The organism is Texas Phoenix palm phytoplasma (assembly GCF_005774685.2).
In the GTDB taxonomy this organism is placed as follows: Bacteria; Bacillota_I; Bacilli_A; order Acholeplasmatales; family Acholeplasmataceae; genus Phytoplasma.
Genome location: NZ_VBRA02000007.1, coordinates 23,563 through 47,008, shown reverse-complemented (window position 1 = coordinate 47,008; position 23,446 = coordinate 23,563). Strand labels below are relative to the sequence as shown.

Genomic DNA, 23,446 nt, shown 5'->3' with positions numbered 1-23,446 from the left:
AAAAAATTATATGTCTCATATAGCATTATATCGTAAATATAGGCCTCAAAATTTTAATAGTATGATTGGTCATAAGATAGTTATTCAAATTTTAAAAAATTCAGTTAAATATAATAAAATACACCATTGTTATTTATTTAGCGGAGAAAAAGGAGTTGGAAAAACTACTTTAGCTAAGATTTTAGCTAAGACTATTAATTGTTTAAATTTGAATATAGAAGAATGTGAATGTTGTGATAATTGTGATTCTTGTTTATCTATCAATAAAAAAAATAATTTAGATATTATAGAAATTGATGGTGCTTTTTGTAATGGTGTTGATGATATAAGAGAATTAAAAGATAAATCTTATTATAAGAGTCATTTTTTAAAATACAAAATTTATATTATTGATGAAATTCATGTTTTATCTCATAATGCTTTTAATGCTTTATTAAAATTATTAGAAGAACCTCCTGTTAATGTTATTTTTATTTTAATTACTAGTGAAATTAGAAAAATTCCGAAAACTATTATTTCTAGAGTTCAGCATTTTAATTTATTTAATATTTTGCCCGAAGATATTCAGTCAAGATTAAGATATATTTCTGAAAAAGAAAAAATTTTAATTTCTGATGACTCTTTGCAAAAAATATCTTTTTGTTCTAATGGTAGTTTAAGAGACTCTTTAAATTTATTAGATCAAATAAGTTCTTATAAAGTTGATAAAATCGAATTAGAAGATATTGAAGAGATGCTAGGAGTTGTTTCTCAAAACAAAATAAAAAAGATATTTGAATTATTATTTGAACCGGATATTAATTTTTTACTTTTATTTTTAGAAAAAAATTTAACATTTAATGTTGATTTTATCATTTTTATTAATGATTTTATTGATTTTTTTTATAATTTATTTATTAATCATTTTAAAGAAGAAAAAAAATATTATGATATTGTTGATAAATTAACATATTCTCAAAGAACAAAATTGTTCCAAATATTTTTAGAAATGCAGTATCATTTGTCTAATGCTAAAAACAAAAAAAATTTTTTTATTATAAATTTAATACAAATCCATCAATTTATTTTTCCTTTTGCAAAAAAAGTAAAAAAAGATACAAAAAAAAAAATAAAAGAATTGAAAATAAATTTAAAAAATGATAATGAAAATAATTTTATTAAAGCCATTAAAAGAATATTAATAGATTCAGATGAAAATACTAATAAATTTTTGAATCAATCATGGCATAAATTAAATAATTATACAAATCCAGAATTATCTCTTTCTGCTAGTTTGTTATACAGATCTAGATTATTGATGATTAGTTATAATAAAGAAATGCTTTTATCTTGTGAAAATTCTAATCATTATGTAGATTTATTGCATAATAATATAAGAAATGAAATTAAGAAAATTTTAAATTTTAAACAATCATTGGTTAAAGATTATTTTGTTATTTTGCATAAGGATTGGGAAGATATTGTTTACCCTTCTTATCAAAAATTTCTCAAAACTAAGCAAATTAATGATTTGGATTTATCTTGTTTTAGTAATGAATTTTATAAACAAAATTCTCCTTTAATTGTAGAACAAAATAAGTCTGAAGTTGTTAAATTAGCTAGATTTTTGTTTGGTTTTGATAAAGTAGAGATTTGTGAAGATTTAAAGGAAAAAAAATAATTTCAAATTTGAATAAAGGAGTTTCTTATATGGATGAAGAAATGATAAAAAAAATAAACAAAATTCGAGACAATATTGATAAAGCTCAAAAAGAAATAGAAAATAAAGAATTTACTTGTCGAAAAGATAATGTTTTTATAGTTATGCGAGGAACTAGAAAAGTTGTCAAAATTATCATTGATGCAAAAGAAAAAGAATTTATTAATAGTTTGGAATTAATTCAAAAAAATCTTTTATTAGCTATGAATGATATTTTGGAACAAATTGAAAATACTTCAAAAGAATTATTTCTTAATGCTTCAGAGAATTAATTATTTAACTTTAAAATTAATTTATTTTTATTTATTAATAAATAATTAATTAAAGAAAAACATATTTTTTAATTTTTATAAATTTTAATTAAAAAAAGAAAAGAGTTATTATTTTAATGTATGAAAAAAAAAGAACATAAAAATAATTTTTCAGATGAATCAATGATAGATATTTGTTATGATATTTTAAAGGAAAATAGATTAATTCCTATGCCTATCAAAACACTAGTGAAAAAAGTTTTTCAAATTAAGAAAATAGATATTAAGAATTATGAAAAATTTTCTCAATTATATTTAGATATTGTTTCTAGTGGGCGTTTTATGTTTTATGGAAATGATCTTTGGGGAATTAAAAAGAATAATCTATTTTTGTTGGATAAAAATAATTTTGTTTCAGAAGAAGCGGTAAAAGAAAAAAAAATATCTTCGGCTTCGGAAAAAGAAGATATTATTGATTTTGATGAATTTGTTTTAGATAAAACAAATGATTTAGAAGATGATTCTATTATTAAAGATGATGATAAAGAGGAAATAAATTCTCCTGAACAGGAAGAATTAGATTCTGTTATTAGTTCAGATGATTTAAAAAATAATGATATTGAAAATGATGATGATTCTTTAGAAAATGATATTGATATTGATGATAGTGAATCTATTGAAAATTAAAATTTAATAATTTTTAATATTTTTTATTTTAAAATTATATTTTTTTAATAAAAAATATTATGCATTATGATTTAATTATTCATTTAAATTGAATAAAAAATATTTGTAAATTGAATTTGTTTATTTTATTTAGATGATAGGGAGTTTTTCATTATAATGTTTATAGGAATGTATAATTACACTACTTACTTAACTTATTTTAATTTAATTTTTGGTTTTTTAGGAATTTCTTTTAGTTTTTATAAATATTTAATTTATGCTTCTATTTGTTTATTGATATGTGGTATTTTAGATATGTTTGATGGTTTTGTTAGTCGTTTTAAGAAGAATAGAACCTTAAAAGAAAAACAATATGGAATTCAAATAGATTCTTTAGCTGATATGATTAGTTTTGGAGTTTTACCTGTATTTATAGGCTTAAATTTAATGGATAATATTAATAATATAATGATTTTTGATGTTTTTTTATCTTTAAAGCAATTAAAATTTATTTATTTTATTTTTGGTTCATTTTATGTTTTATCTTCTCTTATAAGATTAGCTTATTTTAATGTTTGTTCAGACAAAAATGTTAATTTAAAGTCAGGTATTAGTTTTTTTATAGGTATACCTGTTACTGTATCTTCTATTATTTTTCCTTTTATAATTTTAATAAATTTTTTATTAAATAAAATTTTTATTGGAAATTATTATGATATTTTGATTTATGATTTTTTAATATATTTGTTTTTTATTATTTTGTTATCTTTTTTATTTGTTTTTGAAAAAATTCGATTTAGCAAACCTAAAAATATTGTTTTTTTCTTTTTGATAACTTTTTTTTCTATTTCTTTGATATTTAGTTTGTTATTGTTAAATTGAAATAATTCCAATTAGTAAGAGGAATTTTATGGATAAAAAAAAAGATTATAAAAGTAAAAATTTTGCTAATAATAATCAGAAAATTACTAGCTTGAAACAATTTTTTTTATATTCGCGTTTGGAAAAAAGTTTTTTCAAAAGAGTTTTATTAAAAATTTTAATATCTAGAATTTTTACTTTGATATCAGGAATTTATTTAAATTCTTTTTTTTCTAAAATACACATAAAAAAAACTATTAAATCTCATAATATAAATTTAAATTTATTTGAAAAAAAAAAATTTAATTCTTATAATGATTTTTTTATTCGTAAGTATAAAAAGTTATTTTTTTCTAAAAATCCTGATTATTTTATTAGCCCAGGAGAAGGTGAAATAAGTATTTATTCTATTTCTTCTGATAGTATTTATACAATTAAAGATACTAGATATCATTTAAGTGATATTTTGAAAAATGATGAATTAGCTTCTTCTTATAAAGATGGAAATTTAATTATTTTAAGATTAAAACCATCAGATTATCATAGATATATTTTTGTAGACGATGGTATAATAGATTATAATGTTCAAATAAGTGGAAAATTTCATACGGTTAATCCTATTGCTTTTAAATATTTCAATGTTTTTAAAGAAAACAATCGTGAATATTCTGTTTTAAAAACTAAAAATTTTTCTGAAATGGTTCAAGTTGAAATAGGCGCTTTAATGGTAGGTAAAATTAATAATCATCCCATTATTAATTTTTCTAAAGGACAAGAAAAAGGTTTTTTTTCTTTTGGAGGATCTACTATTCTTTTATTAGTTAAAAAAAATATAGTTTCTTTTGAACGTGAAATTTATAATAATACTTTAAAAAATATAGAAACTAAAGTAAATATAGGTCAAAAAATAGGTAAAAAAATTTTTTATAAATCTTCTAGAAAGAACAATAAATATGAATAAAAATAAAAAACAAAGAAAATTTATTTTTGTTACTGGGGGAGTGGTTTCTGGTTTAGGAAAAGGCATTATTGCAGCGGCTATAGGTCAGATTTTAAAAAAACGCGGATTGAAAGTTTTTATGCAAAAATTTGATCCTTATATTAACCTTGATTGTGGAACTATGAATCCAAATCAACATGGAGAAGTTTTCGTTACTTGTGATGGAGCAGAAACAGATTTAGACTTAGGGCATTATGAAAGATTTTTAGATGAAAATTTAACTAAAAAATCTAATGTTACTACTGGACAAATTTATCAAACCGTTATAAATCAAGAAAGAAAAGGAAAATTTTTAGGAAAAACCATTCAAATAATTCCGCATATAACTAATGAAATTAAAAATAATATTTTAGAAACAATGAAATTTTTTGATTATGATATAGCTATTATTGAAATCGGAGGAACTGTTGGCGATATAGAATCTTTACCTTTTTTAGAATCTATTAGGCAAATTCGTCATGATTTAGGAATTCAAAATATTCTTTATATTCATAATACTTTAATACCTTATTTAAAAAATTCTAATGAAATGAAGACTAAACCTACTCAACATAGTATAAAAGAATTAAGAACATTAGGCATACAGCCTCAAATTTTAATTTTAAGAAGCGAAAAACCTGTATCTTTAGAAATGAAAAAGAAAATTTCTATTTTATGTGATGTTAAAAAAAATGCTATTTTTGAAAATATAGATGTAAATATTTTGTATAAAATTATTATTAATTTACATAAACAACAGATAGATGATTTTATTTTAGATTATTTTCAAATTAAAAAATTACCTTTATTTGATCCATCTCAATGGAAAAATTTAATTTATAAAATTGAAAATTCAAAAAAAGAACAAATTATTATTTCTTTAGTAGGGAAATATGTGGATTCTTGTGATGCTTATTTATCTGTAACAGAAGCTCTTAAACATTCTTCATATTATAATAATGTTTCTATAAAAATTAATTATATAGATTCAGAAAAAATAAATATTGAAAATGTTGATAAATATTTAAAAAATTCTGATGGTATATTAGTTCCTGGTGGATTTGGTGATAGAGGAATTCAGGGAAAAATAGAAACTATTAAATTTGCTAGAGAGAATAATATACCTTATTTTGGAATTTGTTTAGGAATGCAATTAGCAGTTATAGAATATGCGCGTAATGTTTTGAATTTAAAAAAAGCTAATTCTACAGAATTTGATCCTTATACTCCTTATCCTGTTATTTTTAAAAAAATAAAAAATAAATTTTTAGGAGGAACTTTGAGGTTAGGTTTATATGAATGTCAAATAAATAAAAATAGTAAAAGTTATGAAATTTTTAAAAAAGAATTTATTTATGAAAGACATCGTCACCGTTTTGAAGTTAATCCTGAATATGTTTCTATTTTTTCTAAAGATAGTGATTTTATTTTTTCAGGAATTAATCCAGAAGAAAAATTAGTTGAAATTATAGAATTAAAAAAACATTTTTGGTTTATAGCTGTTCAATTTCATTCAGAATTTGAATCTAGACCTTTAAAACCTCATCCTTTGTTTAGAGAATTTATTTTGGCTGCTAAAAAATATAATTTTAATAAAAAAAATAAAAAATAAAAAAAAGATATTTCAATTTTTTTGATTGAATATCTTTTTTTTTATTTTTTATTAATGATATTTTAAAATTTTTTATATAATTTTTTTTTTAATTAATTTGTTTTTTTTTATAATTTAAGATTACTCTTAATTGAAGCAAATAATGCTTTAATATCAGCGTCTTTTAATTTGTTATAACTATTTTTGAAAGCAGTTTGTGCTGCAGCATCAAATGGAGAAGTTTCTGAATTATTTTTAATTTCTTCAATTATTGTTTTCATATTTTCCATTTTGCTTTTTGTGTCTTCTTTAATTAATTCAGATTGTTTTTTTACAAGATTTTCTATTGTATTGTAAACGTTATCAAAATTTTCTTTTACATTTTTAACAACTGATTTTACTTTAGATTGATCTTTTAATTCTTCATCTGAAATTGTAACAACTTTAAAATTTGCTTCTAATGTTTTAAGCTTTTCTAAGTCTAAAGTTTTAGAAAAAGGCCACATTTCAAAAGTCCAAAGCAAAACAACTGTTAAAATTACTAAAGCTACAGCGCTGCTAGAACCAATAATAATTTTCCCTTGTTTAGAATTTAAAAAATTTTCTTTGTTCATTAAATTTTTTTCTCCTTTGGTAAATTGGTAAAATTTTTATTAAATCTTTCATTTATAAAGACTCAATACTATGATTATAACACAGAAATATATATTTTAATCAAAACACATTATTCTATTATTTAATTTTTTTAAAAATTTTATGTAGAATTTTATCCGCTTTTTCGTCTGTTTTTAATTTTATAATTTTATTTTTGTTTAAAGTGTTTTCTATGAAAAAAATGGATTCTTTGTTTTTAATTTTTGCGTTTTCAATAGCTTCTAAAATTTCTTTATGAGTATAATTAGGATTTGAATACCAATTTTTAACTATGTCTAATTCATTTTCTGTTAAAATTTTATTTTTTAAATTTTCTAATTTTTTTATTGTTTCAGATATTAAATTTTTTTTTTCTTTTTCTTTTTTAATTTTGTTTTTCTTATCATATATTTTTTCTATTTTTTCAAAAGTGGGGTCTAAATTAAAAGTTTCTATTATTTTGTTATCTTTATTTTTAGAAGATAATGAAAAAAATTTTTTTTGCATTAATTTTTCTAAAATTAATTCTATTTCATTTTTAGAAAGATTAGTTTTTTTAGCTAAAATTAATGAAGAAAAAGTTTTTTTTTCATAACATTCTAATAAAAAAAGCAGAATATTTAATTCTGATAAATTTAAATTTAATTTTGAATATTCTTTAATTAAAATTTTTTCAATATTAATAAAACCTTTTTCATAAAGAATTTTTATCATTTTCATCCCTTTCATTTAATAATGAAATCTTAATCTTATTTAAAGCTTTTTGAGCTGCTCTTTGTTCGGCTGATTTTTTAGTTTTTCCAGAACCTCTACCTAATAGTTTATTATTTAAAGAAACTTCAGCTATAAATTCTTTTTCATGCGCTAATCCTGTTTCTTCAATTATTTTATAATGGATAGTTTGTTTTTCTGCTTGAACTATTTCTTGTAATTGGGTTTTATAATCTATGATTTTAATAATTTTATTTAAGCAAGGTAATACTATATAATAAAAAGTTTTTTTTACTTGTTCGTAACCTAAATCTAAGTAAATTGCTCCAAATAAAGCTTCAAAAGCGTCTGCTATAATTGAATAATTATGAATATATCTTTTTTGTTCTCCTTTGCCTAATAAAATATAATCTTTTAAATTGATTTCGTTAGCATATATTAATAAAGAATCTATACAAACGGCTTGTGCTCTTTTTTTTGTCATAGAGCCTTCATCATATTTATTTTTTCTGTATAAATAATTTGCCATTAAAAAATTAATAACAGAATCTCCTAAAAATTCTAATCTTTCATTATCATTATTCGGAAAAGGACTTTCATTAGCATAAGAACTATGCGTTAAAGCATTAATATATAAAGAAATGTTTTTTGGTTCAATTTTTAATCTTTGAAATAATTTTTGTAAAGGCATAATTAATTTTTATTTGATTGTAGATTTTTCATAATTTTGTGTAAAAATTTTTTTTCGATTAGTGTTTTGCCTTGTAAAATAGCTTTATAAAAAGCATATTCGTTAGAATCTCCATGAGCTTTAATCACAATTTTATTTAAACCTAAAAGCATAGCACCTCCGATTTCTTTACTATCCAATTTTTTATTTAATTTTTTTAATTTTTTAGCAAATAATAATTTGCTTATTATTTTATTTAATAAATTATTGCTTAAAATTTTTTTTATATTTAATATAGTTTGTTTTATAGCTCCTTTGTAGCTTTTTAAAACCATATTGCAAGTAAAAGCGTCACTTAATAAAATATCTGCTTCTGAAATTAAAATATTTTGTGGTTCTTCGTTTCCTTTAAAATTAATATTTTTATCTTTTTCTAATAAATTATATAATTCTAATTCTTTTTGTCTACCTTTGTTTTTTTCTGTTCCTATATTTAATAATTTTATTATTGGATTTTCTATATTAAGTAATTCTTTAGCTACTGTAGAAGCGCAAATAGCAAACTTTAACATATTTTCTTTTGTTACATCAATATTTGCTCCTGCGTCTAATAAAATTCTTTTTCTTTTGTCTGGTGAATTAAATATTGGTGCTAAAGCTATCCTATTCATTCCTTCTAATTTCTGTAACATTAAAAAACTATATAATACCAAAGCTTGAGTAGGTCCTGCAGAAATGACTCCTTCTACTTCATTGTTTTGTGCTGCTTTGATAGATAAAAACATAGAATTATTAACATTATTTCTTATTTCTTCTCTAATATTTTGTATATTTGAATCAATAAAAAAAGGTGTATGAATTATATGAAAATTTTTTTTTATTTTTGTATATAATTTTTTGTTTATTTGTTCATTCAAAATTTTTTCAATTTTATTTTTATTGCCAAATAAAACAATATACAGATCTTTTTCTTCTGATAAAGCTTTACAAACGCCTTTTATAATTACTTCAGGAGCAAAATCTCCTCCCATAGCATCTACAGCTAATTTAATCATTTTGATAACTCTTCTTTCTTTAATTATAAAAATATTTTTCTTTTTAAAAATTTATTATAATTCAAATATATTATATAATTTTTTCAAGATCTTTTTTTACTTGTAATAATATTTTATAATCAGTTACTATATCTAAAAAATGATATTTTATAAAACCGCTTTGTTCTTTTCTTAAAAAACTACCTGGCCCTCTTATTTTTAAATCAAATTGGCTTAATTTAAAACCATTATTTTCTTTTTGAAAAATTTTAAAACGTTCGTTATTTTTTTCTGATACTATGAAACAATAATTTTCTTTTTTGTTGTTTCTTCCTATTCTGCCTCTTAATTGATGTAATTGACTTAATCCAAAATATTCTGCTCCTAAAATAATAATTGTAGTGACGTTTTTAATATCTATTCCTACTTCAATAATTGAAGTTGCTATTAAAATTCCTTTATTATTTTTAGTAAAGTTATATATAATTTTTTCTTGTTCTTCGGATTTTTTTTGACCATGTAATACATAAAAATCTTTAATTTTTTGATTTTCTAAAAAAGAAGTTATTTTTTCAATATTGTAAATTTTTTTATTATCTTTAATAGCTGGCACTATTATATATGTTTGTTCTTTTTTATATTGATTTTTTTTTAAAATATCTATAATTTGATTAAAATTAATTTTTTTAGTTATTATTTGACTTTGATTTATCTTTGGTTTTTCTATTAATGAAGAAATACATAAGAATCCTAAATAAATTGAAGCTAAACATTTAGGTATTGGTGTAGCTGTTAAGTATAAAATATCTGATGGAGTATTTTGTGCAGTAATTTTGTTTTTAATGTCTGTCCCGAATTTATGTGTTTCATCTATAATTATTAGACCTAAATTAGGTATATTTAAATTTGATAATATATGTGTTCCAAAAATCATTTGTATGTTATTGTTTTTAATTTCTTTTTTTAATATATTTAAATTTTTTGTTTTAGAGTTTAAGCATAGTGATTTTATTTCAGGAAAAAATTTTTTAAAATTTGAATAATGTTGTTTTGATAAAATTTCAGTTGGCGCCATCATAATAACTTGTTTTTTTTTCTCTATAATTGCCATAGCTGAAATAAAAGCAATTATAGTTTTTCCCGAACCTACATCTCCTTGTATTAGCCTTTGTGTATAATTTTCTTTTTGAAAATCATTAAAAATATCATTTATTATTGTTTTTTGATTTTTAGTTAATTCAAAAGTAATTTTTTCTATTATTTTTTTTATAAATTTTTCTTTATTAGAAAATATTAAAGGTTTTTTCGGAATTAAATGATGTTTTTCTTTTAACCATTTTTTATTTATTTTTAAAGCTTCTTCAAATTTAAATCTAATTAAAGCTTGATTTAATAAATTTTTATTTTGAGGAATATGTAAATTTTCAAATGCTTTTTTTCTACTTATTAAATTATATTTTTTTAAAAAATTATTATCTAAATTTTCTTTAATGATTAATTTTGGGGAATTAAAAACTTTTTTTAAAAAAATAGTTATTTTTTTGTCTGAAATTTTTTTTAATTTATAAATAGGTTGTATATTGTTGGCAATATTTGTATTTAATGAAACAAAAGAAGCTATTACGCAATTTTGATATAAATAATATTTCCCTTTTATAAAAATATTTTGGCCTGATTTTAAAATATTAAAAAAGAAATTGTTGAAAATTAAAATTTTTATTATTTTGTCATTTACTAAAATTGAAATTTTTAAATAATTTTTTTTTCTTTCTGATTGATTTTTTATTAATATTGGTTTACTTATTATTTTCCCTAGTAAATTGACTTCTTCTTCGTGAAAAACTTTACTGATATCATTTACAATAAAATTTTTATATTTTTTAGGTTTAGTCAATATTAATTCTTTTATGTTATTAATATTGTTGTTAATTAATTTTTTATTTAAATCATAATTATTAAACATTTTATTAATTTAATTTCATTTCTTTGATATTTTAAAATTATTTTTGAATAAATAAATATAATTTTAATTGTATAAAAAAATAATTTTTTATAAAATAAAATAATAAAAATTATAACATATTATTTGAAAATATTTTTTAAAATTGTTTTTTTTTATATAAAATAAAAAATTTTAATTATATTAATAATAAAAATATATTTATTTTCCTATTTTAATTATTAATATAATATTTATACAATAATGTTATATAATAATATCAATAATATAAATTTATTTTCTTGTATTTAAATTTTTATGTTTATAATATTTATATTTTGTTATTATTTTTGTGAATTATAAATTTTGAATTTTTTTATTTTTTTCCAATAAAATAAAAATATAATTAATTATTGTTTTTAAATTTTTATTATTTTATGAATTTTTTTGTCAATATATTAATTTTTTGATTTTTTTAAATTAAAAAATTATATTTTTTCTATTTTTAAATATGTTTAAAGAGAGTGAATTTTTAATAAAATTATGTGTTTATTGTATTCTGTTAAAGAAATTAATTTTAAATATGATTATTTAAAAAATAAAGAAGAAAAAATTCGTGTTAATGGTTGGATTAAAAATTGTCGTTTTCAAAAAAATATATTTTTTATTGATTTGAATGATGGTTCTTTTATAGAAGATTTACAAGTTGTTTATAAAAACAATTATAAAAATGAAATTGATTTAAAAAAAATGAAAGAAAATTTACAAATTGGTTCAGCTATTTGTGCAGAAGGTGTTTTAGTATCTAACGTTAAAATTAAAAATAATTTTGAACTATTATCTTCTAAGATAATTTTTTTTGAAAAAAACATTACTGATTATCCTATTCAGCCTAAAAATCATTCTAAGTCTTTTTTACGTCAGGTAGCTCATTTAAGGTTAAGAACTAAATTATTTGGTGCTGTTTTTAGAATAAGAAATTCAGTTTCTTTTTCTATTCATGAATTTTTTCAAAAAGAAGGTTTTTTGTATGCCCATACTCCTATTATTACTTCTAGCGATGGAGAAGGAGCTGGAGAATTGTTTAAAGTTACTACTTTAGATTTATCTAAAATAACTTTAAATGATGATAAAACAGTTAATTTTAAGAAAGATTTTTTTGCTCAACCTACTTTTTTGACTGTAACTGGACAATTAGAAGGTGAGGCTTTTGCTATGGCTTTTAGTAAAATTTATACTTTTGGGCCTACATTTAGAGCTGAAAATTCTAATACTCCAAGACATATTTCTGAATTTTGGATGATAGAACCTGAAATGGCTTTTTTAGATTTGCAACAAAATATGATTGTTGCTCAAAATTTAATACAATATGTTATTAAATTTTGTTTAAAAAATAATAAAAAAGATTTAGAATTTTTAGAACAGACACAAGAAAATAATTTAATAAATAAATTAGAAGAAACTGCTTATTTGCCAAAATTTTTACAAATTAAATATAAAAAAGCTATTCAAATTTTATTGGATAGTAAAATAAATTTTGAAAAAAAACCTGTTTATGGAGAAGATTTATCATTAGAACATGAAAAATTTTTAACAGAAGTTTATTTTAAACAACCGATTTTTGTCATTGATTGGCCTAAAAAAATAAAAGCTTTTTATATGAAAAATAATTTAGACAATGAGACTGTAGCTGCTATGGATTTGTTATTTCCCAAAGTTGGAGAATTAATTGGTGGATCGCAAAGAGAAGAAAAATTAGAAGTTTTAAAGGAAAAAATGAAAGAATTTAATATTTCTTTTAAAGAATTGCAATGGTATTTAGATCTTCGTAGATTTGGTAGTTGCGTTCATTCTGGATTTGGTATGGGATTAGAAAGATTTTTAGTTTATTTAACAGGCTTAGATAATATTAAAGATGTTATTGCTTTTCCTAGAACTCCTAAAAATGCTCTTTTTTAATTTCATTTCAATTCAACTTTAAGTAAAAATAATTAAGGAATTTATTATGGCTATTAAGTTAAAGAATGTTTCAAAAATTTTTATCAATGGTAAAAATAAACAAAAATATTATGCTGCGAATAAAATTAATTTAGATATACCTACGGGTAAATTAGTTACTCTTTTAGGACCTTCTGGTTGTGGAAAATCCACTATTCTTTATATGATTGCAGGATTAATGAATGTTTCTGAAGGGAAAATTTTTTTTGATGATAAAGATGTAACTAATTTACCTCCTGAAAAAAGAGGAATTGGGTTAGTGTTTCAAAATTATTCTTTATATCCTCATATGACTGTAAGACAAAATATTATGTTTCCTTTACAAAATATGAAAATGCCTATTTCTGAAATACAGAAAGAAGTAGAAAGAATTTCTGTTTTATGTTCTATTGAAGAATATTTAGATAAAAAACCTTCTGAAAGTTCAGGAGGTCAACAACAAAGGGTTGCTTTAGCAAGGGCTTTGATTAAAAAATCAAAAATATTATTATTAGATGAACCTTTGTCTAATTTAGATACTAGATTACGTTTAAAAATGAGAGAAGAAATTAGAAGAATTCAGCAAAAAACTAAAATAACTGCCATTTTAGTAACTCATGATCATGAAGAAGCCATGTCTATTAGTGATTATATTTATGTAATGAATAAAGGATGTATTCAACAAAGCAATGTTCCTAAAAAAATTTATGATGAACCAAATAATTTATTTGTAGCTTCTTTTTTAGGCGTTCCTTTTATTTCTGTTTTTAATGGAAAAATATTAAATGGTAAAATTTACATTGGGGATAGTATTATTTTTTCTAATAAAAAATTTAAAAATTTGGAATTTAAAAATAATAATGTTATAAAAGAAGTATATGTCGCAATTAGACCTGAAGGATATGTTTTATCAGAAAATGGAGTTTTAGAGGTAGAAGCAATAACTACAGAAAACATTGGTAGAGAATTGATTTTATTAGCTAGAAATATTAATTCTGTTCATAAAAATTTTCAAATTATTATTCCTAACCACATTTCTTCTTTATTAAATTTTGAAAAAGTTAAAAAAAATAAATTTAGATTTAATATTTTAGAGAATAAATTGTTTATTTTTGATAAAATTAATGGTAATAGGATTGTTTAAAAATGTTTGAAATTATAGGTTATAAAAATAATAAACATTGGTTTTATTTGGCTCCTTCTTTAATTGTTTTATTTGTTTTTACTTTTTATCCTTTAACTAAAACAATTATTATTTCTTTTAATAAGCATTATGATAAATTTAATGATATTTTTAGTTTATCAATAACTAATTTGTTTAGTTTTGTAAATTATAAAAATGTTTTTAATGATTATGAATTTAGATTTGCATTATTAAATACTTTAATATTAGTTTTATTTTCAGTTCCTATTTCTTTGTCTTTGGCTTTGTTAATAGCTTTATCTTTAAATAGTTTAAAAAATGTTTTTTTAAAAAATACATTTAAAACCGTATTTTTTTTACCTTTTTTGTCTAATACTGTTGTTATGGGAATGGTTTTTAGTGTTTTTTTTTATTATAATTTTACTTTTATTTCTGATAAACCTGATGGTTTGTTTAATAGTTTTTTGAATTTATTTGGAATTAAATCTCAAAATTGGGTAAATGCTTCAGCTTCTTATGGAAATAAAATGTTTGCTTTAATTTTTTATAACGTTTGGACTAGATTATCTTTTAAAGTTTTTGTTTTTGTTTTAGCTTTGCAAGATATTAATAAATCTTATTATAATTCTGCAAAAATAGATGGAACTTCTAGATGGCGCATTTTTTCTAAAATTACTTTACCTTTGATAATGCCTATTATTTTTTATCAATTTATTATAGAGATGTTATCTCTTTTTAAAGAATATGAATCTGTAGTAGGTTTGTTTGGTAAGCAAACAAATTATAAAATACAAACTATTGTAGGTTATATATATAGTCAATTATATAGTTCAAGCGTTGATTCTTATTCTAAAGGAGCAGCCGCTGCTGTAATATTATTGTTAATTTCTATTTTGTGTACGACTATCAGTTTTTATTTTTCGAAAAAAAGAATTGATTAATAAGGTATTAAAAATGAGCAAAAATAAATTGTTTTTTATAAAAAAAATTTTTTCTAATATAAAAATGAAAATTAAAATATTTAATTATTCAAAATTTTTTCAATATTTACTGTTAATTGTTTTTTCTATATTTTTTATTTTCCCTTTTTATTTAATGATTGTGACATCTTTTAAAAATATAGATGATATTGCGCAAAACAATGCATTATTTTGGCCTAAGTACGGAATACATTTCTCTAATTATAAAAAAGCTTTCTTTACTGCTTTTAATTTTTCTAAATATTTTATTAATACTTTTAGAATGTGTTTTTTTTCCAGTTTATTAGGTACTTTATGTTGTATTTTAACTTCATTTGCTTTAAATATTTTAAATTTTAGATATAAAAAAGTTATCATGATTCTTTTATTTTTGTGTTTAATGATGACTAGTGAAACTTTAGTTTTGCCAAATTATAGAACTGTTTCAAGTTTGAATTGGATTGACACAGGTAAGGGAAATAATATTATTTTTGGTACAGATTATGCTATGATTTTTCCTTATTTGGTTAATGTTGTTCATGTTTTTTTATTGATTAAAAGTTTTGAACGCGTTCCTAAAGAATTATATTATACTTCTAAAATAGATGGTATAACAGATTGGCAATATTTATGGAAAATTTTAGTACCTTTAACAAAGCCTACTATTATTTTAATTTTGATTTTTAGAATAGTATCTGCATGGACCGCTTATGCTTGGCCAGAATTAGTTGGAGCTCAGTTGTTGACTAATATGATGAGGAAGGTATTTGATTCTGAAACTGGTATTGATGCTGTTAATATTCAAATGGCTGCTTCTGTTTTGATTAATTTACCTTTATTTTTTATTTTTATTTATTTTAAAAAATATATTGTCTCTGGAGATCAAAGAAGTGGCATTAAAGGATAATAAAAGAAATATTTTTATTGTTATTTTGTTTTTTATTATAACTATTTTTATTGTTATTTTTTTTAATTTTTTAACAATATCAAAAACTGTTAATTTTGTTGAAAAATATAATGAATTAGAACATTATGTTTCTGATAATTTCAATAACAAACAAAAACAAAAAAAATATTTCGAAAATAAAAATAAGAAAACAAAGATTGTTTTTTGGCATAATTTTTCTAATAAAGAACATGAAATTTTAAAAAAAATAATTCAAAAATTTGAATATGAATACCCTAATATTGAAGTTTTAGATTCAGAAAAAGGAAATTGGGGGCAAATTTATAAAAATGTTTCAAATGCTTTGTCTGTAGATAAACAACCACATTTAGTATGTTCTTATCCTGATCATATAGAGTTTTATTCTAAATCTAATAAAGTAATTCCTTTAAATATTTTTATGAATAATGATCAGGATTACATTTCTTCTTATAAAGAACAATTTTTTCCTTTTGCTTTGAATGCTATTAATTTAAAAAGAACTGATTATAAAGGTGAAAATTTTTATTATGTTCCTTTTTTGAAATCAATTGATGTTCTTTTTTATAATAGTGATATTATGAAACAAGTTAAATCAGAATTGCATGATGATGATGAATTAAATTCATTAATAGATGAAAAAGGGAATATTTCTTATAATTCTGGATTAACTTGGGATAAAATGGAAAAAATTTGTCAAAAAATGAAAAATATTAAAAAAGATCAAGATTTTGTTCCTCTTTTAGTTGATAGTGAAGCAAATTTATTTTTTTCTTCTAATAATGGTTCTAGTGTTGTTAAATATCCTTCTAATAGAACCGAAATAGAAGATTATTTTAAAAATGAAAAAAATAAAAATATTATGAAACATTTTAAAACTAATTTTTTTGATAAAGGATATATGGTTACTTCTAGTTTAAGTGGTGAAAAAAATAGTAGAGATTTATTTGTTGAACAAAAAGTTGGTTTATTTATGACTTCAACTAGAAGAATAGATTCAATTTATAGTCCTAATTTTAATATAGAAGTGACTTTTATTCCTAAATTTAATTCTGAACCACATTTTAAAAATCTTTTACAAGGTTCAAATGTAAATTTATTTTATTCTAAAGATCAAGATGAAATGTTAGCGTCTTGGTTATTTTTGAAACATTTAATATCTGAACAAACTTATAATAAAATCATTGAAGAAAAAGGTGGTTTGATTATAGTTCGAAAAGATGTTTTGAAATTTTTTAACGAAAAAAAAGAAGAAATAAATTCTTATATAAAAAAATTAAAAGAAGATATTCATAATAATTTAAATAATAAAGAAAAAGTAAATGAATTGGGAATTGAATTGTTAAAAAATAAATTTCTAATAGATTTTGCTTTACCGGTTGCTAATTCTCAAGATAATATTGGTTTTTTTACTAATCCTGTTTTTGAAAATTCTAGTTTTTTTAGAAATGTTATAAATGAATTATTTTTAGAAATTTTAACTCTTGAATTGAAAGAATATGAATTATCAAAGAGAGTAGATTATTTATTTCATGAAGCTTATAGGAGGATGATAACTAATTAGTAAATTTATTGATTTTTTGAATTTTTTTTATTTTTTTTCACACATATAAACAAAATTAAAAAAAATTTTAATTATAAAGAGAAGGAAAATGTTAAAAAATAAAATGAAATTTATTCGAAAATATATTGAATTATTTGATACTATTATAATCCATAGTCATAAAAATCCTGATGGAGATAGTTATGGCTCACAATTAGGATTAAAAAACATAATAGAAACAAATTATCCTGAAAAAAAAGTTTATTCTGTTGGCGAAGTTAATAATAATTTATCTTTTTTAGGAAAAATGGATATAATTAATGATAATTTTTATAAAAATGCTTTAGTTTTTGTTGTTGATTGTGGACAAAGCAATGTTATTAGTGATTTGAGATATAAATTAGGGAAAAAGATTATTAGAATAGATCATCATTTATTGATTGAAAATTTTGGAGATCATCAATGGGTAGATAGTTCTTTTTCTTCTTGTTCTGAAATGATTTATTCTTTTAAAGAAAAAAATGATTTTAAAATAACTAGAAAAGGCGCATTACCTTTATATGTTGGAATGGTTACTGATACTGGTAATTTTCGTTTTGAAAGAGTTAATGAAAAAACTTTAAGAATTGCTTCTGAATTGTTAAGTTATGGAATAAATATTTTTGAAATAGATAAAAAAATTAATATTCAAAGTTTAAATATTTTAAGATATCAAGGATATGTTTTAAATAATTTTATAGCTGAAAAAGGATTTATTTATTTTAAGACTACTATTTCTGAAGTGGAAAAATTTAATTTAACTATTGAAAAAGCTTTTTCAATAGTTAATGTTTTGAATAATGTTGAAAATTATCCTGTTTGGGCTTTTATTATTCAACTATCTAACGGTAATTGGAAATTAAGTATTCGTTCTTTAGGACCTAAAATAGATGATATAGCTAATAAATTTGGTGGTGGAGGACATTTTAGAGCTTGTGGTGTAATTGTTAAAACAAAAGAAGAAGTTGATAAAATTATAATATTATTGCAAAAGTCTATCAGTGATTATTTAAAAAAAAATAATAATAAATTTTTGAGGTCAAAAAATGTTTTTAAATGATACTATTGCAGCTATTTCAACTCCTTTAGGTACCGGAAGTATTTCTATTATAAGAATTAGCGGGCCTGAAGCGATTAAAAAAATTTGTAAAATATTTAAATTTAAAAATAGCAAAAAAAAAAATTTATTAAAAGAATTATCTCATACTATTCATAATGGTTTTATCTTAGATGAAAAAGGAGATATTTTAGATGAAGTTTTAATTTCTATTTTTAAAAAACCTAATTCTTTTACTGGTGAGGATATTATAGAAATTAATGGTCATGGAGGTATTTTGATATCTCAATTATTATTAGAAAGGGTTTTATCTTTAGGAATAAGATTGGCTCAACCTGGCGAATTTAGTAAAAGAGCTTTTTTAAATAATAAAATAGATTTGACTCAAGCAGAATCAATTATGGATTTAATTCATGCTCAAAATGAAAATGCTTTAAAATTAGCTCAGTTTGGATTACAAAAAAATACTTTTAAATTAGTTTCTGAATTGCAACAAGATATTTTATCTTTATTAGGCGAAATAGAAGTTAATATCGATTATCCTGAATATGATGATATTCCTATCGTTACTAATAAAAAAATTTTATTTAGAACAAAAATTTTAATTGATAAAATTAAAAATATTTTAAATTGTTCTGTAAAAAATACTTTTATCAAAAATGGTATTAAAACTTTAATTTTGGGTAAACCTAATGTTGGAAAATCAAGTTTATTAAATATTTTATTAAATGAAGAAAGAGCTATTGTTTCTGATATAGCTGGAACAACAAGGGATTTTGTTTCAGAACAAGTAAATATTGGTGGTATTAATTTGAATTTAATTGATACAGCTGGCATTAGAGAGACGCAAGATTATTTAGAAAAAATAGGAATTCAAAAAGCTAAACATATTTTAAAGGATACTGAGTTGGTTTTATTGGTATTAGATCAAAGTAATGAATTAGAAAAAGATGATGAATTTTTATTAAAATTAACTAAAAAACATTTTAGAATTTTGATCGGTAGTAAATCAGATTTACCTAATAAATTAAATATTCCTTCTTTAAATGAAAAAGTTATTTTGATTTCTAATATTACAAAAAAAGGGATTAATTTTTTAAAAGAAAATATTTTAAAAATGTTTAAATTAAACAAATTACAAAATAAGGATTTTAATTATTTGTCTAATGCTAGGCATATTAAACAAGTAAAAATAGCTTTAAATTCTTTAATAATGATGGAAAAAAACCTTAATCATCCATTAATTCCTATTGATATGTATACTATTTATTTAAAAGAAGCTTATGAATCTTTAGGTGAAATTTTAGGTTCTAATACAAAAGATTCTTTAATTAACGAATTATTTTCTAAATTTTGTTTAGGAAAATAATTTTTTTTATTAAAAATATTTATTCTTAAGTTTTAAAATAAATAATTTTAAAAAAATAAATTTAAATAATATAATTGAAAAGGTTAATATAAAAAAATATATTATTATGATTAACATTAAATTAAATAAAAATTTAATTCAATCTTTTCCCTGCGGAATTACTTCTATAGAAATAATAAGGCAAAATTATTTTAATTTGGATTCAAAACCTATAGCAGCTTTATTTAATAATGATTTAATAGAATTGAATAGAAAATTAAATCAAAATGGTTTTTTAGAAATTTTAACTATTAAAGATAAAAGAAGTATAGAAATTTTAAATCATAGCACTGCTCATTTATTAGCACAAGCGATTAAAAGGATTTTTCCTAAATCTCTATTAAATATTGGTCCCACTATAAAAGAAGGTTTTTATTATGATATTGATTTTTTAGATTATAATATTTCTGAAAATTCTTTAATCGAAATAGAAAAAATGATGCATTTAATTTCAAAAGAGAAATTAGAAATTATTCGTAAAGAAATAAATATAAAAAAAGCTTACGATTTGTTTAAAGATAATTATTATAAAACACAAATATTAGATGAAATTAAAGAATCGCAAGTTAGTATTTATTCTCAAGGAGAATTTTTTGATCTTTGTCGAGGCATTCATCTTATAAATACTAATATTATTCAAAATTTTAAACTTTTAAAAATATCTGGTTCTTATTTTAAAGGAAATTCATTAAATAAAAAATTAACTAGAATTTATGGAATTTCTTTTTTTAATTCTAAAGATTTAAAAAATTATTTAAAATTATTAGAAGAAAGAAAGCAAAAAGATCATAAAAATATAAACAAAGAACAAGAATTTTTTATGTTAACGTCAGATGTTGGTTTGGGTTTTCCCTTGTGGATGCCTAAAGGAGCAACTATTAGACGCATTATAGAAAGATATATTGTTGATAAAGAATTAGAATATAAATATCAACATGTTTATACTCCTGTTTTAGCTAACATTGATTTATATAAAACATCTGGTCATTTAAAATTGTATAAAGAAAATATGTTCCCTATTATGAAACTACAAAATGATGAAGAAATAGTGTTAAGACCTATGAATTGTCCTCATCATATGATGATTTTTAAAAAAAAATTACGTAGTTATAAAGATTTGCCTTTTAAGATAGCTGAATTAGGTATTATGCATCGTTATGAACATTCAGGCGCTGTTTCAGGATTACAAAGAACTAGAGCAATGACTTTAAATGATGCTCATATTTTTATTACAGAAAATCAAATTGAAAATGAAATTATCAAAATTATTAATTTTATTTTGGAAGTTTATAAAGATTTTAATATTACAGAATATTATTTTAATTTAAGTACTAGAGATATCAATAATAAAAAAAAGTATTTTGATAATGAAATAATTTGGCAAAAATCTGAATCTATTTTGAAAAATATTTTAACAGAATTAAAAATTCCTTATAAAGAAAGTGTAGGTGATGCTGCGTTTTATGGCCCTAAAATAGATATTCAAGTTTTAACTGCTTTAAATAATGAAGAAACTTTGTCCACCATTCAATTAGATTTTTTGTTGCCTAAAAAATTTAATTTAACTTATGTTGGTTCGGATAATAAAGAATATAATCCTATTTTGATTCATAGAGCTATTATTTCTACTTTAGAAAGATTTATGGCTTTTTTGATAGAAAAAAATAAGGGATTTTTTCCCTTATGGTTAGCTCCTATTCAAGTTGTTTTAATTCCTATAAATAATATTAAATATTTAAAATATACTCAAAATATTGAAAAAATATTGAAAACAAAAAATTTCCGTACAGAAATAAACGATAGAGATAATAGTTTAAGTTATAAAATAAGAGAATCTCAAAAAAATAAAATACCTTATCAAATTGTTATAGGAGAAAAAGAGTTTTTAAATAATAATTTGACTTTTAGAGAATATGGAAGTAAATTTTCTAAAAATGTTTCAATCGAAGAATTTATTAATATTTTTGAAAACAAAATTAAAGATAAAAAGTAAAAAAATCATAAAAAATTTTAGTTTTTTATGATTTTTTATTTTTTATCTTTAATAATGATATATGAAAAATTTTGTGTTATGTTATATTATTCTATAATATCGATTACTGTTCCAGCTCCTACAGTTTTACCGCCTTCTCGAACAGCAAATTTAGTGCCTTTTTCTAAAGCTATTGGGTGTATTAAAGTAACTGTTATTTCAACTAAATCTCCAGGCATTACTAGTTGAATATTAGGATCTTTTATTTGTATAATACCTGTTACATCAGTTGTTCTTACGTAAAATTGTGGTCTATAATTATTAGTAAATGAAGTTGTTCTACCGCCTTCTTTAGCAGTAAGAACGTACATTTGAGCTGTAAATTTAGAATAAGGTTTAATAGAACCTACTTTTACTAAAACTTGTCCGCGTTCCATTTGTTCACGTGAAATACCACGTAATAAAACACCTATATTGTCTCCCGCTAAAGCTCCATTTTCATCTAAACTTTTACGGAACATTTCTAATCCAGTGACAACAGCTTGTTTAGTTTCTTTTATTCCTACTATTTCTACGCTATCTCCAACTTTTACTTGTCCTCTTTCAACACGTCCTGTAGCTACTGTTCCTCTACCTGTAATAGTGAAAACATCTTCTATAGGTAATAAAAAAGGTTTGTTAATTTCTCGAACTGGTTCTTGAATATATTGATCTAAAGCATTAAGTAATTGTTCTATACTTTTAACATATTTTTCATCGCCTTGAATAGCTTTTAAAGCTGAACCTCTAATGATTGGTACATTTTCATAATCAAATTTATTTTCTTTTAAAATATCTTTGATATCCATTTCTATTAAATTTAAAAGTTCTTCATCATCTACTAAATCACATTTGTTTAAAAAAACTAATATTTTAGGAACTCCTACTTGTTTTGCTAATAAAATATGTTCTTTTGTTTGCGGCATAACTCCGTCAGCTGCGGAAACAACTAAAATACTTGAATCCATTTGTGCAGCACCTGTAATCATATTTTTTATAAATTCAGAATGTCCAGGACAATCTACATGAGCATAATGTCTATTTTGTGTTTCATATTCAACATGCGTAGCGTTAATAGTTATACCACGTTTTTTTTCTTCAGGAGCTTTATCTATTTGTTCGTAATCTTGTTTTTCTGCTAAACCTTGCAATGACAAATAATGTGTTATTGCTGAAGTTAATGTAGTTTTTCCATGATCTACGTGTCCTATTGTTCCTATATTTACATGTGGTTTTTTTCTTTTAAATACAACAGCCATTTTAAGGCCTCCTTTGATTATTTATGTTTTTTATTTATTTTGTAATTAATCTATTAAAAATATTAAAAATATTAAAATTAATAATTATAA

The 23,446-nt window shown here is 21.1% G+C and carries 20 protein-coding genes; 14 read left to right on the top strand and 6 right to left on the bottom strand.

Annotated features, from left to right (window positions below; genetic code table 11):
• Positions 1-10 precede the first annotated feature (10 nt).
• The 6 genes from dnaX (at position 11) to FEF22_RS00895 (ending at position 6,068) form a co-directional block, all read left to right on the top strand.
• Complete coding sequence (dnaX, locus tag FEF22_RS00920; RefSeq protein ID WP_138107992.1) at positions 11-1,660, top strand: DNA polymerase III subunit gamma/tau; 1,650 nt, start codon at positions 11-13, stop codon at positions 1,658-1,660.
• A gap of 29 nt (positions 1,661-1,689) precedes the next feature.
• Positions 1,690-1,971, top strand: a complete 282-nt coding sequence (locus FEF22_RS00915; protein WP_138107991.1) for a YbaB/EbfC family nucleoid-associated protein — start codon at positions 1,690-1,692, stop codon at positions 1,969-1,971.
• Positions 1,972-2,091: 120 nt separating this feature from the next.
• Positions 2,092-2,637, top strand: a complete 546-nt coding sequence (rpoE, locus tag FEF22_RS00910; protein WP_138107990.1) for a DNA-directed RNA polymerase subunit delta — start codon at positions 2,092-2,094, stop codon at positions 2,635-2,637.
• Positions 2,638-2,793: 156 nt separating this feature from the next.
• Positions 2,794-3,498: a CDP-alcohol phosphatidyltransferase family protein gene (locus tag FEF22_RS00905; protein ID WP_138107989.1), complete on the top strand. Its 705-nt coding sequence runs from the start codon at positions 2,794-2,796 to the stop codon at positions 3,496-3,498.
• Between the two features lie 28 nt (positions 3,499-3,526).
• Positions 3,527-4,438, top strand: a complete 912-nt coding sequence (locus FEF22_RS00900) for a phosphatidylserine decarboxylase (protein ID WP_138107988.1) — start codon at positions 3,527-3,529, stop codon at positions 4,436-4,438.
• Positions 4,431-6,068, top strand: coding sequence for a CTP synthase (locus FEF22_RS00895; protein ID WP_138107987.1), 1,638 nt, complete (start codon positions 4,431-4,433; stop codon positions 6,066-6,068). The genes FEF22_RS00900 and FEF22_RS00895 overlap by 8 nt, the downstream gene beginning before the upstream one ends.
• 107 nt (positions 6,069-6,175) lie before the next feature.
• On the opposite strand, the gene FEF22_RS00890 is transcribed toward FEF22_RS00895, so the two are convergent.
• The 5 genes from FEF22_RS00890 to FEF22_RS00870 form a co-directional block, all read right to left on the bottom strand.
• Complete coding sequence (locus FEF22_RS00890) at positions 6,176-6,661, bottom strand: hypothetical protein (RefSeq protein ID WP_138107986.1); 486 nt, start codon at positions 6,659-6,661, stop codon at positions 6,176-6,178.
• Between the two features lie 118 nt (positions 6,662-6,779).
• Positions 6,780-7,394, bottom strand: coding sequence for a DnaD domain protein (locus FEF22_RS00885; RefSeq protein WP_138107985.1), 615 nt, complete (start codon positions 7,392-7,394; stop codon positions 6,780-6,782).
• Positions 7,375-8,082 carry a ribonuclease III gene (gene rnc / locus FEF22_RS00880; protein ID WP_138107984.1) on the bottom strand — a complete coding sequence of 236 codons (708 nt, stop codon included), beginning with the start codon at positions 8,080-8,082 and terminating at the stop codon, positions 7,375-7,377. The genes FEF22_RS00885 and rnc overlap by 20 nt, the downstream gene beginning before the upstream one ends.
• 2 nt (positions 8,083-8,084) lie before the next feature.
• Positions 8,085-9,116 carry a phosphate acyltransferase PlsX gene (gene plsX, locus FEF22_RS00875; protein WP_138107983.1) on the bottom strand — a complete coding sequence of 344 codons (1,032 nt, stop codon included), beginning with the start codon at positions 9,114-9,116 and terminating at the stop codon, positions 8,085-8,087.
• Positions 9,117-9,186: 70 nt separating this feature from the next.
• Positions 9,187-11,058 carry a DEAD/DEAH box helicase gene (locus FEF22_RS00870; RefSeq protein WP_138107982.1) on the bottom strand — a complete coding sequence of 624 codons (1,872 nt, stop codon included), beginning with the start codon at positions 11,056-11,058 and terminating at the stop codon, positions 9,187-9,189.
• A 519-nt stretch (positions 11,059-11,577) separates the two neighbouring features.
• Between FEF22_RS00870 and asnS the strand changes: the two genes are divergently transcribed.
• The 8 genes from asnS (at position 11,578) to thrS (ending at position 22,079) form a co-directional block, all read left to right on the top strand.
• A complete protein-coding gene (gene asnS / locus FEF22_RS00865) occupies positions 11,578-12,993 on the top strand; it encodes an asparagine--tRNA ligase (protein WP_138107981.1) in 1,416 nt (471 codons plus the stop codon).
• Positions 12,994-13,039: 46 nt separating this feature from the next.
• Positions 13,040-14,155, top strand: coding sequence for an ABC transporter ATP-binding protein (locus FEF22_RS00860; RefSeq protein ID WP_138107980.1), 1,116 nt, complete (start codon positions 13,040-13,042; stop codon positions 14,153-14,155).
• 2 nt (positions 14,156-14,157) lie between these two features.
• Complete coding sequence (locus tag FEF22_RS00855; RefSeq protein ID WP_138107979.1) at positions 14,158-15,096, top strand: carbohydrate ABC transporter permease; 939 nt, start codon at positions 14,158-14,160, stop codon at positions 15,094-15,096.
• A gap of 154 nt (positions 15,097-15,250) precedes the next feature.
• Positions 15,251-16,021, top strand: a complete 771-nt coding sequence (locus FEF22_RS00850; RefSeq protein WP_246833695.1) for a carbohydrate ABC transporter permease — start codon at positions 15,251-15,253, stop codon at positions 16,019-16,021.
• Positions 16,005-17,603, top strand: a complete 1,599-nt coding sequence (locus FEF22_RS00845; RefSeq protein WP_210352267.1) for an extracellular solute-binding protein — start codon at positions 16,005-16,007, stop codon at positions 17,601-17,603. The genes FEF22_RS00850 and FEF22_RS00845 overlap by 17 nt, the downstream gene beginning before the upstream one ends.
• Positions 17,604-17,691: 88 nt before the next feature.
• Positions 17,692-18,681, top strand: a complete 990-nt coding sequence (locus FEF22_RS00840) for a DHH family phosphoesterase (protein WP_308699400.1) — start codon at positions 17,692-17,694, stop codon at positions 18,679-18,681.
• Positions 18,668-20,047, top strand: a complete 1,380-nt coding sequence (mnmE, locus tag FEF22_RS00835) for a tRNA uridine-5-carboxymethylaminomethyl(34) synthesis GTPase MnmE (RefSeq protein WP_138107976.1) — start codon at positions 18,668-18,670, stop codon at positions 20,045-20,047. Before FEF22_RS00840 ends, mnmE begins: the two co-directional genes overlap by 14 nt.
• A 106-nt stretch (positions 20,048-20,153) precedes the next feature.
• Complete coding sequence (thrS, locus tag FEF22_RS00830) at positions 20,154-22,079, top strand: threonine--tRNA ligase (RefSeq protein ID WP_138107975.1); 1,926 nt, start codon at positions 20,154-20,156, stop codon at positions 22,077-22,079.
• Positions 22,080-22,165: 86 nt separating this feature from the next.
• Here thrS and tuf read toward each other — a convergent pair whose 3' ends face one another.
• Positions 22,166-23,356 carry an elongation factor Tu gene (gene tuf / locus FEF22_RS00825; RefSeq protein ID WP_138107974.1) on the bottom strand — a complete coding sequence of 397 codons (1,191 nt, stop codon included), beginning with the start codon at positions 23,354-23,356 and terminating at the stop codon, positions 22,166-22,168.
• Positions 23,357-23,446 lie beyond the last annotated feature (90 nt).

Coding starts and splice junctions, on each gene's coding strand:
- FEF22_RS00895 (WP_138107987.1), top strand. CDS start 4,431: ATGAATAAAAATAAAAAACAAAGAAAATTTATTTTTGTTACTGGGGGA.
- dnaX (WP_138107992.1), top strand. CDS start 11: ATGTCTCATATAGCATTATATCGTAAATATAGGCCTCAAAATTTTAAT.
- FEF22_RS00905 (WP_138107989.1), top strand. CDS start 2,794: ATGTTTATAGGAATGTATAATTACACTACTTACTTAACTTATTTTAAT.
- FEF22_RS00840 (WP_308699400.1), top strand. CDS start 17,692: ATGTTAAAAAATAAAATGAAATTTATTCGAAAATATATTGAATTATTT.
- thrS (WP_138107975.1), top strand. CDS start 20,154: ATGATTAACATTAAATTAAATAAAAATTTAATTCAATCTTTTCCCTGC.
- FEF22_RS00900 (WP_138107988.1), top strand. CDS start 3,527: ATGGATAAAAAAAAAGATTATAAAAGTAAAAATTTTGCTAATAATAAT.
- FEF22_RS00850 (WP_246833695.1), top strand. CDS start 15,251: ATGATTGTGACATCTTTTAAAAATATAGATGATATTGCGCAAAACAAT.
- FEF22_RS00855 (WP_138107979.1), top strand. CDS start 14,158: ATGTTTGAAATTATAGGTTATAAAAATAATAAACATTGGTTTTATTTG.
- plsX (WP_138107983.1), bottom strand. CDS start 9,116: ATGATTAAATTAGCTGTAGATGCTATGGGAGGAGATTTTGCTCCTGAA.
- FEF22_RS00885 (WP_138107985.1), bottom strand. CDS start 7,394: ATGATAAAAATTCTTTATGAAAAAGGTTTTATTAATATTGAAAAAATT.
- FEF22_RS00890 (WP_138107986.1), bottom strand. CDS start 6,661: ATGAACAAAGAAAATTTTTTAAATTCTAAACAAGGGAAAATTATTATT.
- mnmE (WP_138107976.1), top strand. CDS start 18,668: ATGTTTTTAAATGATACTATTGCAGCTATTTCAACTCCTTTAGGTACC.
- rpoE (WP_138107990.1), top strand. CDS start 2,092: ATGAAAAAAAAAGAACATAAAAATAATTTTTCAGATGAATCAATGATA.
- FEF22_RS00870 (WP_138107982.1), bottom strand. CDS start 11,058: ATGTTTAATAATTATGATTTAAATAAAAAATTAATTAACAACAATATT.
- tuf (WP_138107974.1), bottom strand. CDS start 23,356: ATGGCTGTTGTATTTAAAAGAAAAAAACCACATGTAAATATAGGAACA.
- rnc (WP_138107984.1), bottom strand. CDS start 8,082: ATGCCTTTACAAAAATTATTTCAAAGATTAAAAATTGAACCAAAAAAC.
- asnS (WP_138107981.1), top strand. CDS start 11,578: ATGTGTTTATTGTATTCTGTTAAAGAAATTAATTTTAAATATGATTAT.
- FEF22_RS00915 (WP_138107991.1), top strand. CDS start 1,690: ATGGATGAAGAAATGATAAAAAAAATAAACAAAATTCGAGACAATATT.
- FEF22_RS00860 (WP_138107980.1), top strand. CDS start 13,040: ATGGCTATTAAGTTAAAGAATGTTTCAAAAATTTTTATCAATGGTAAA.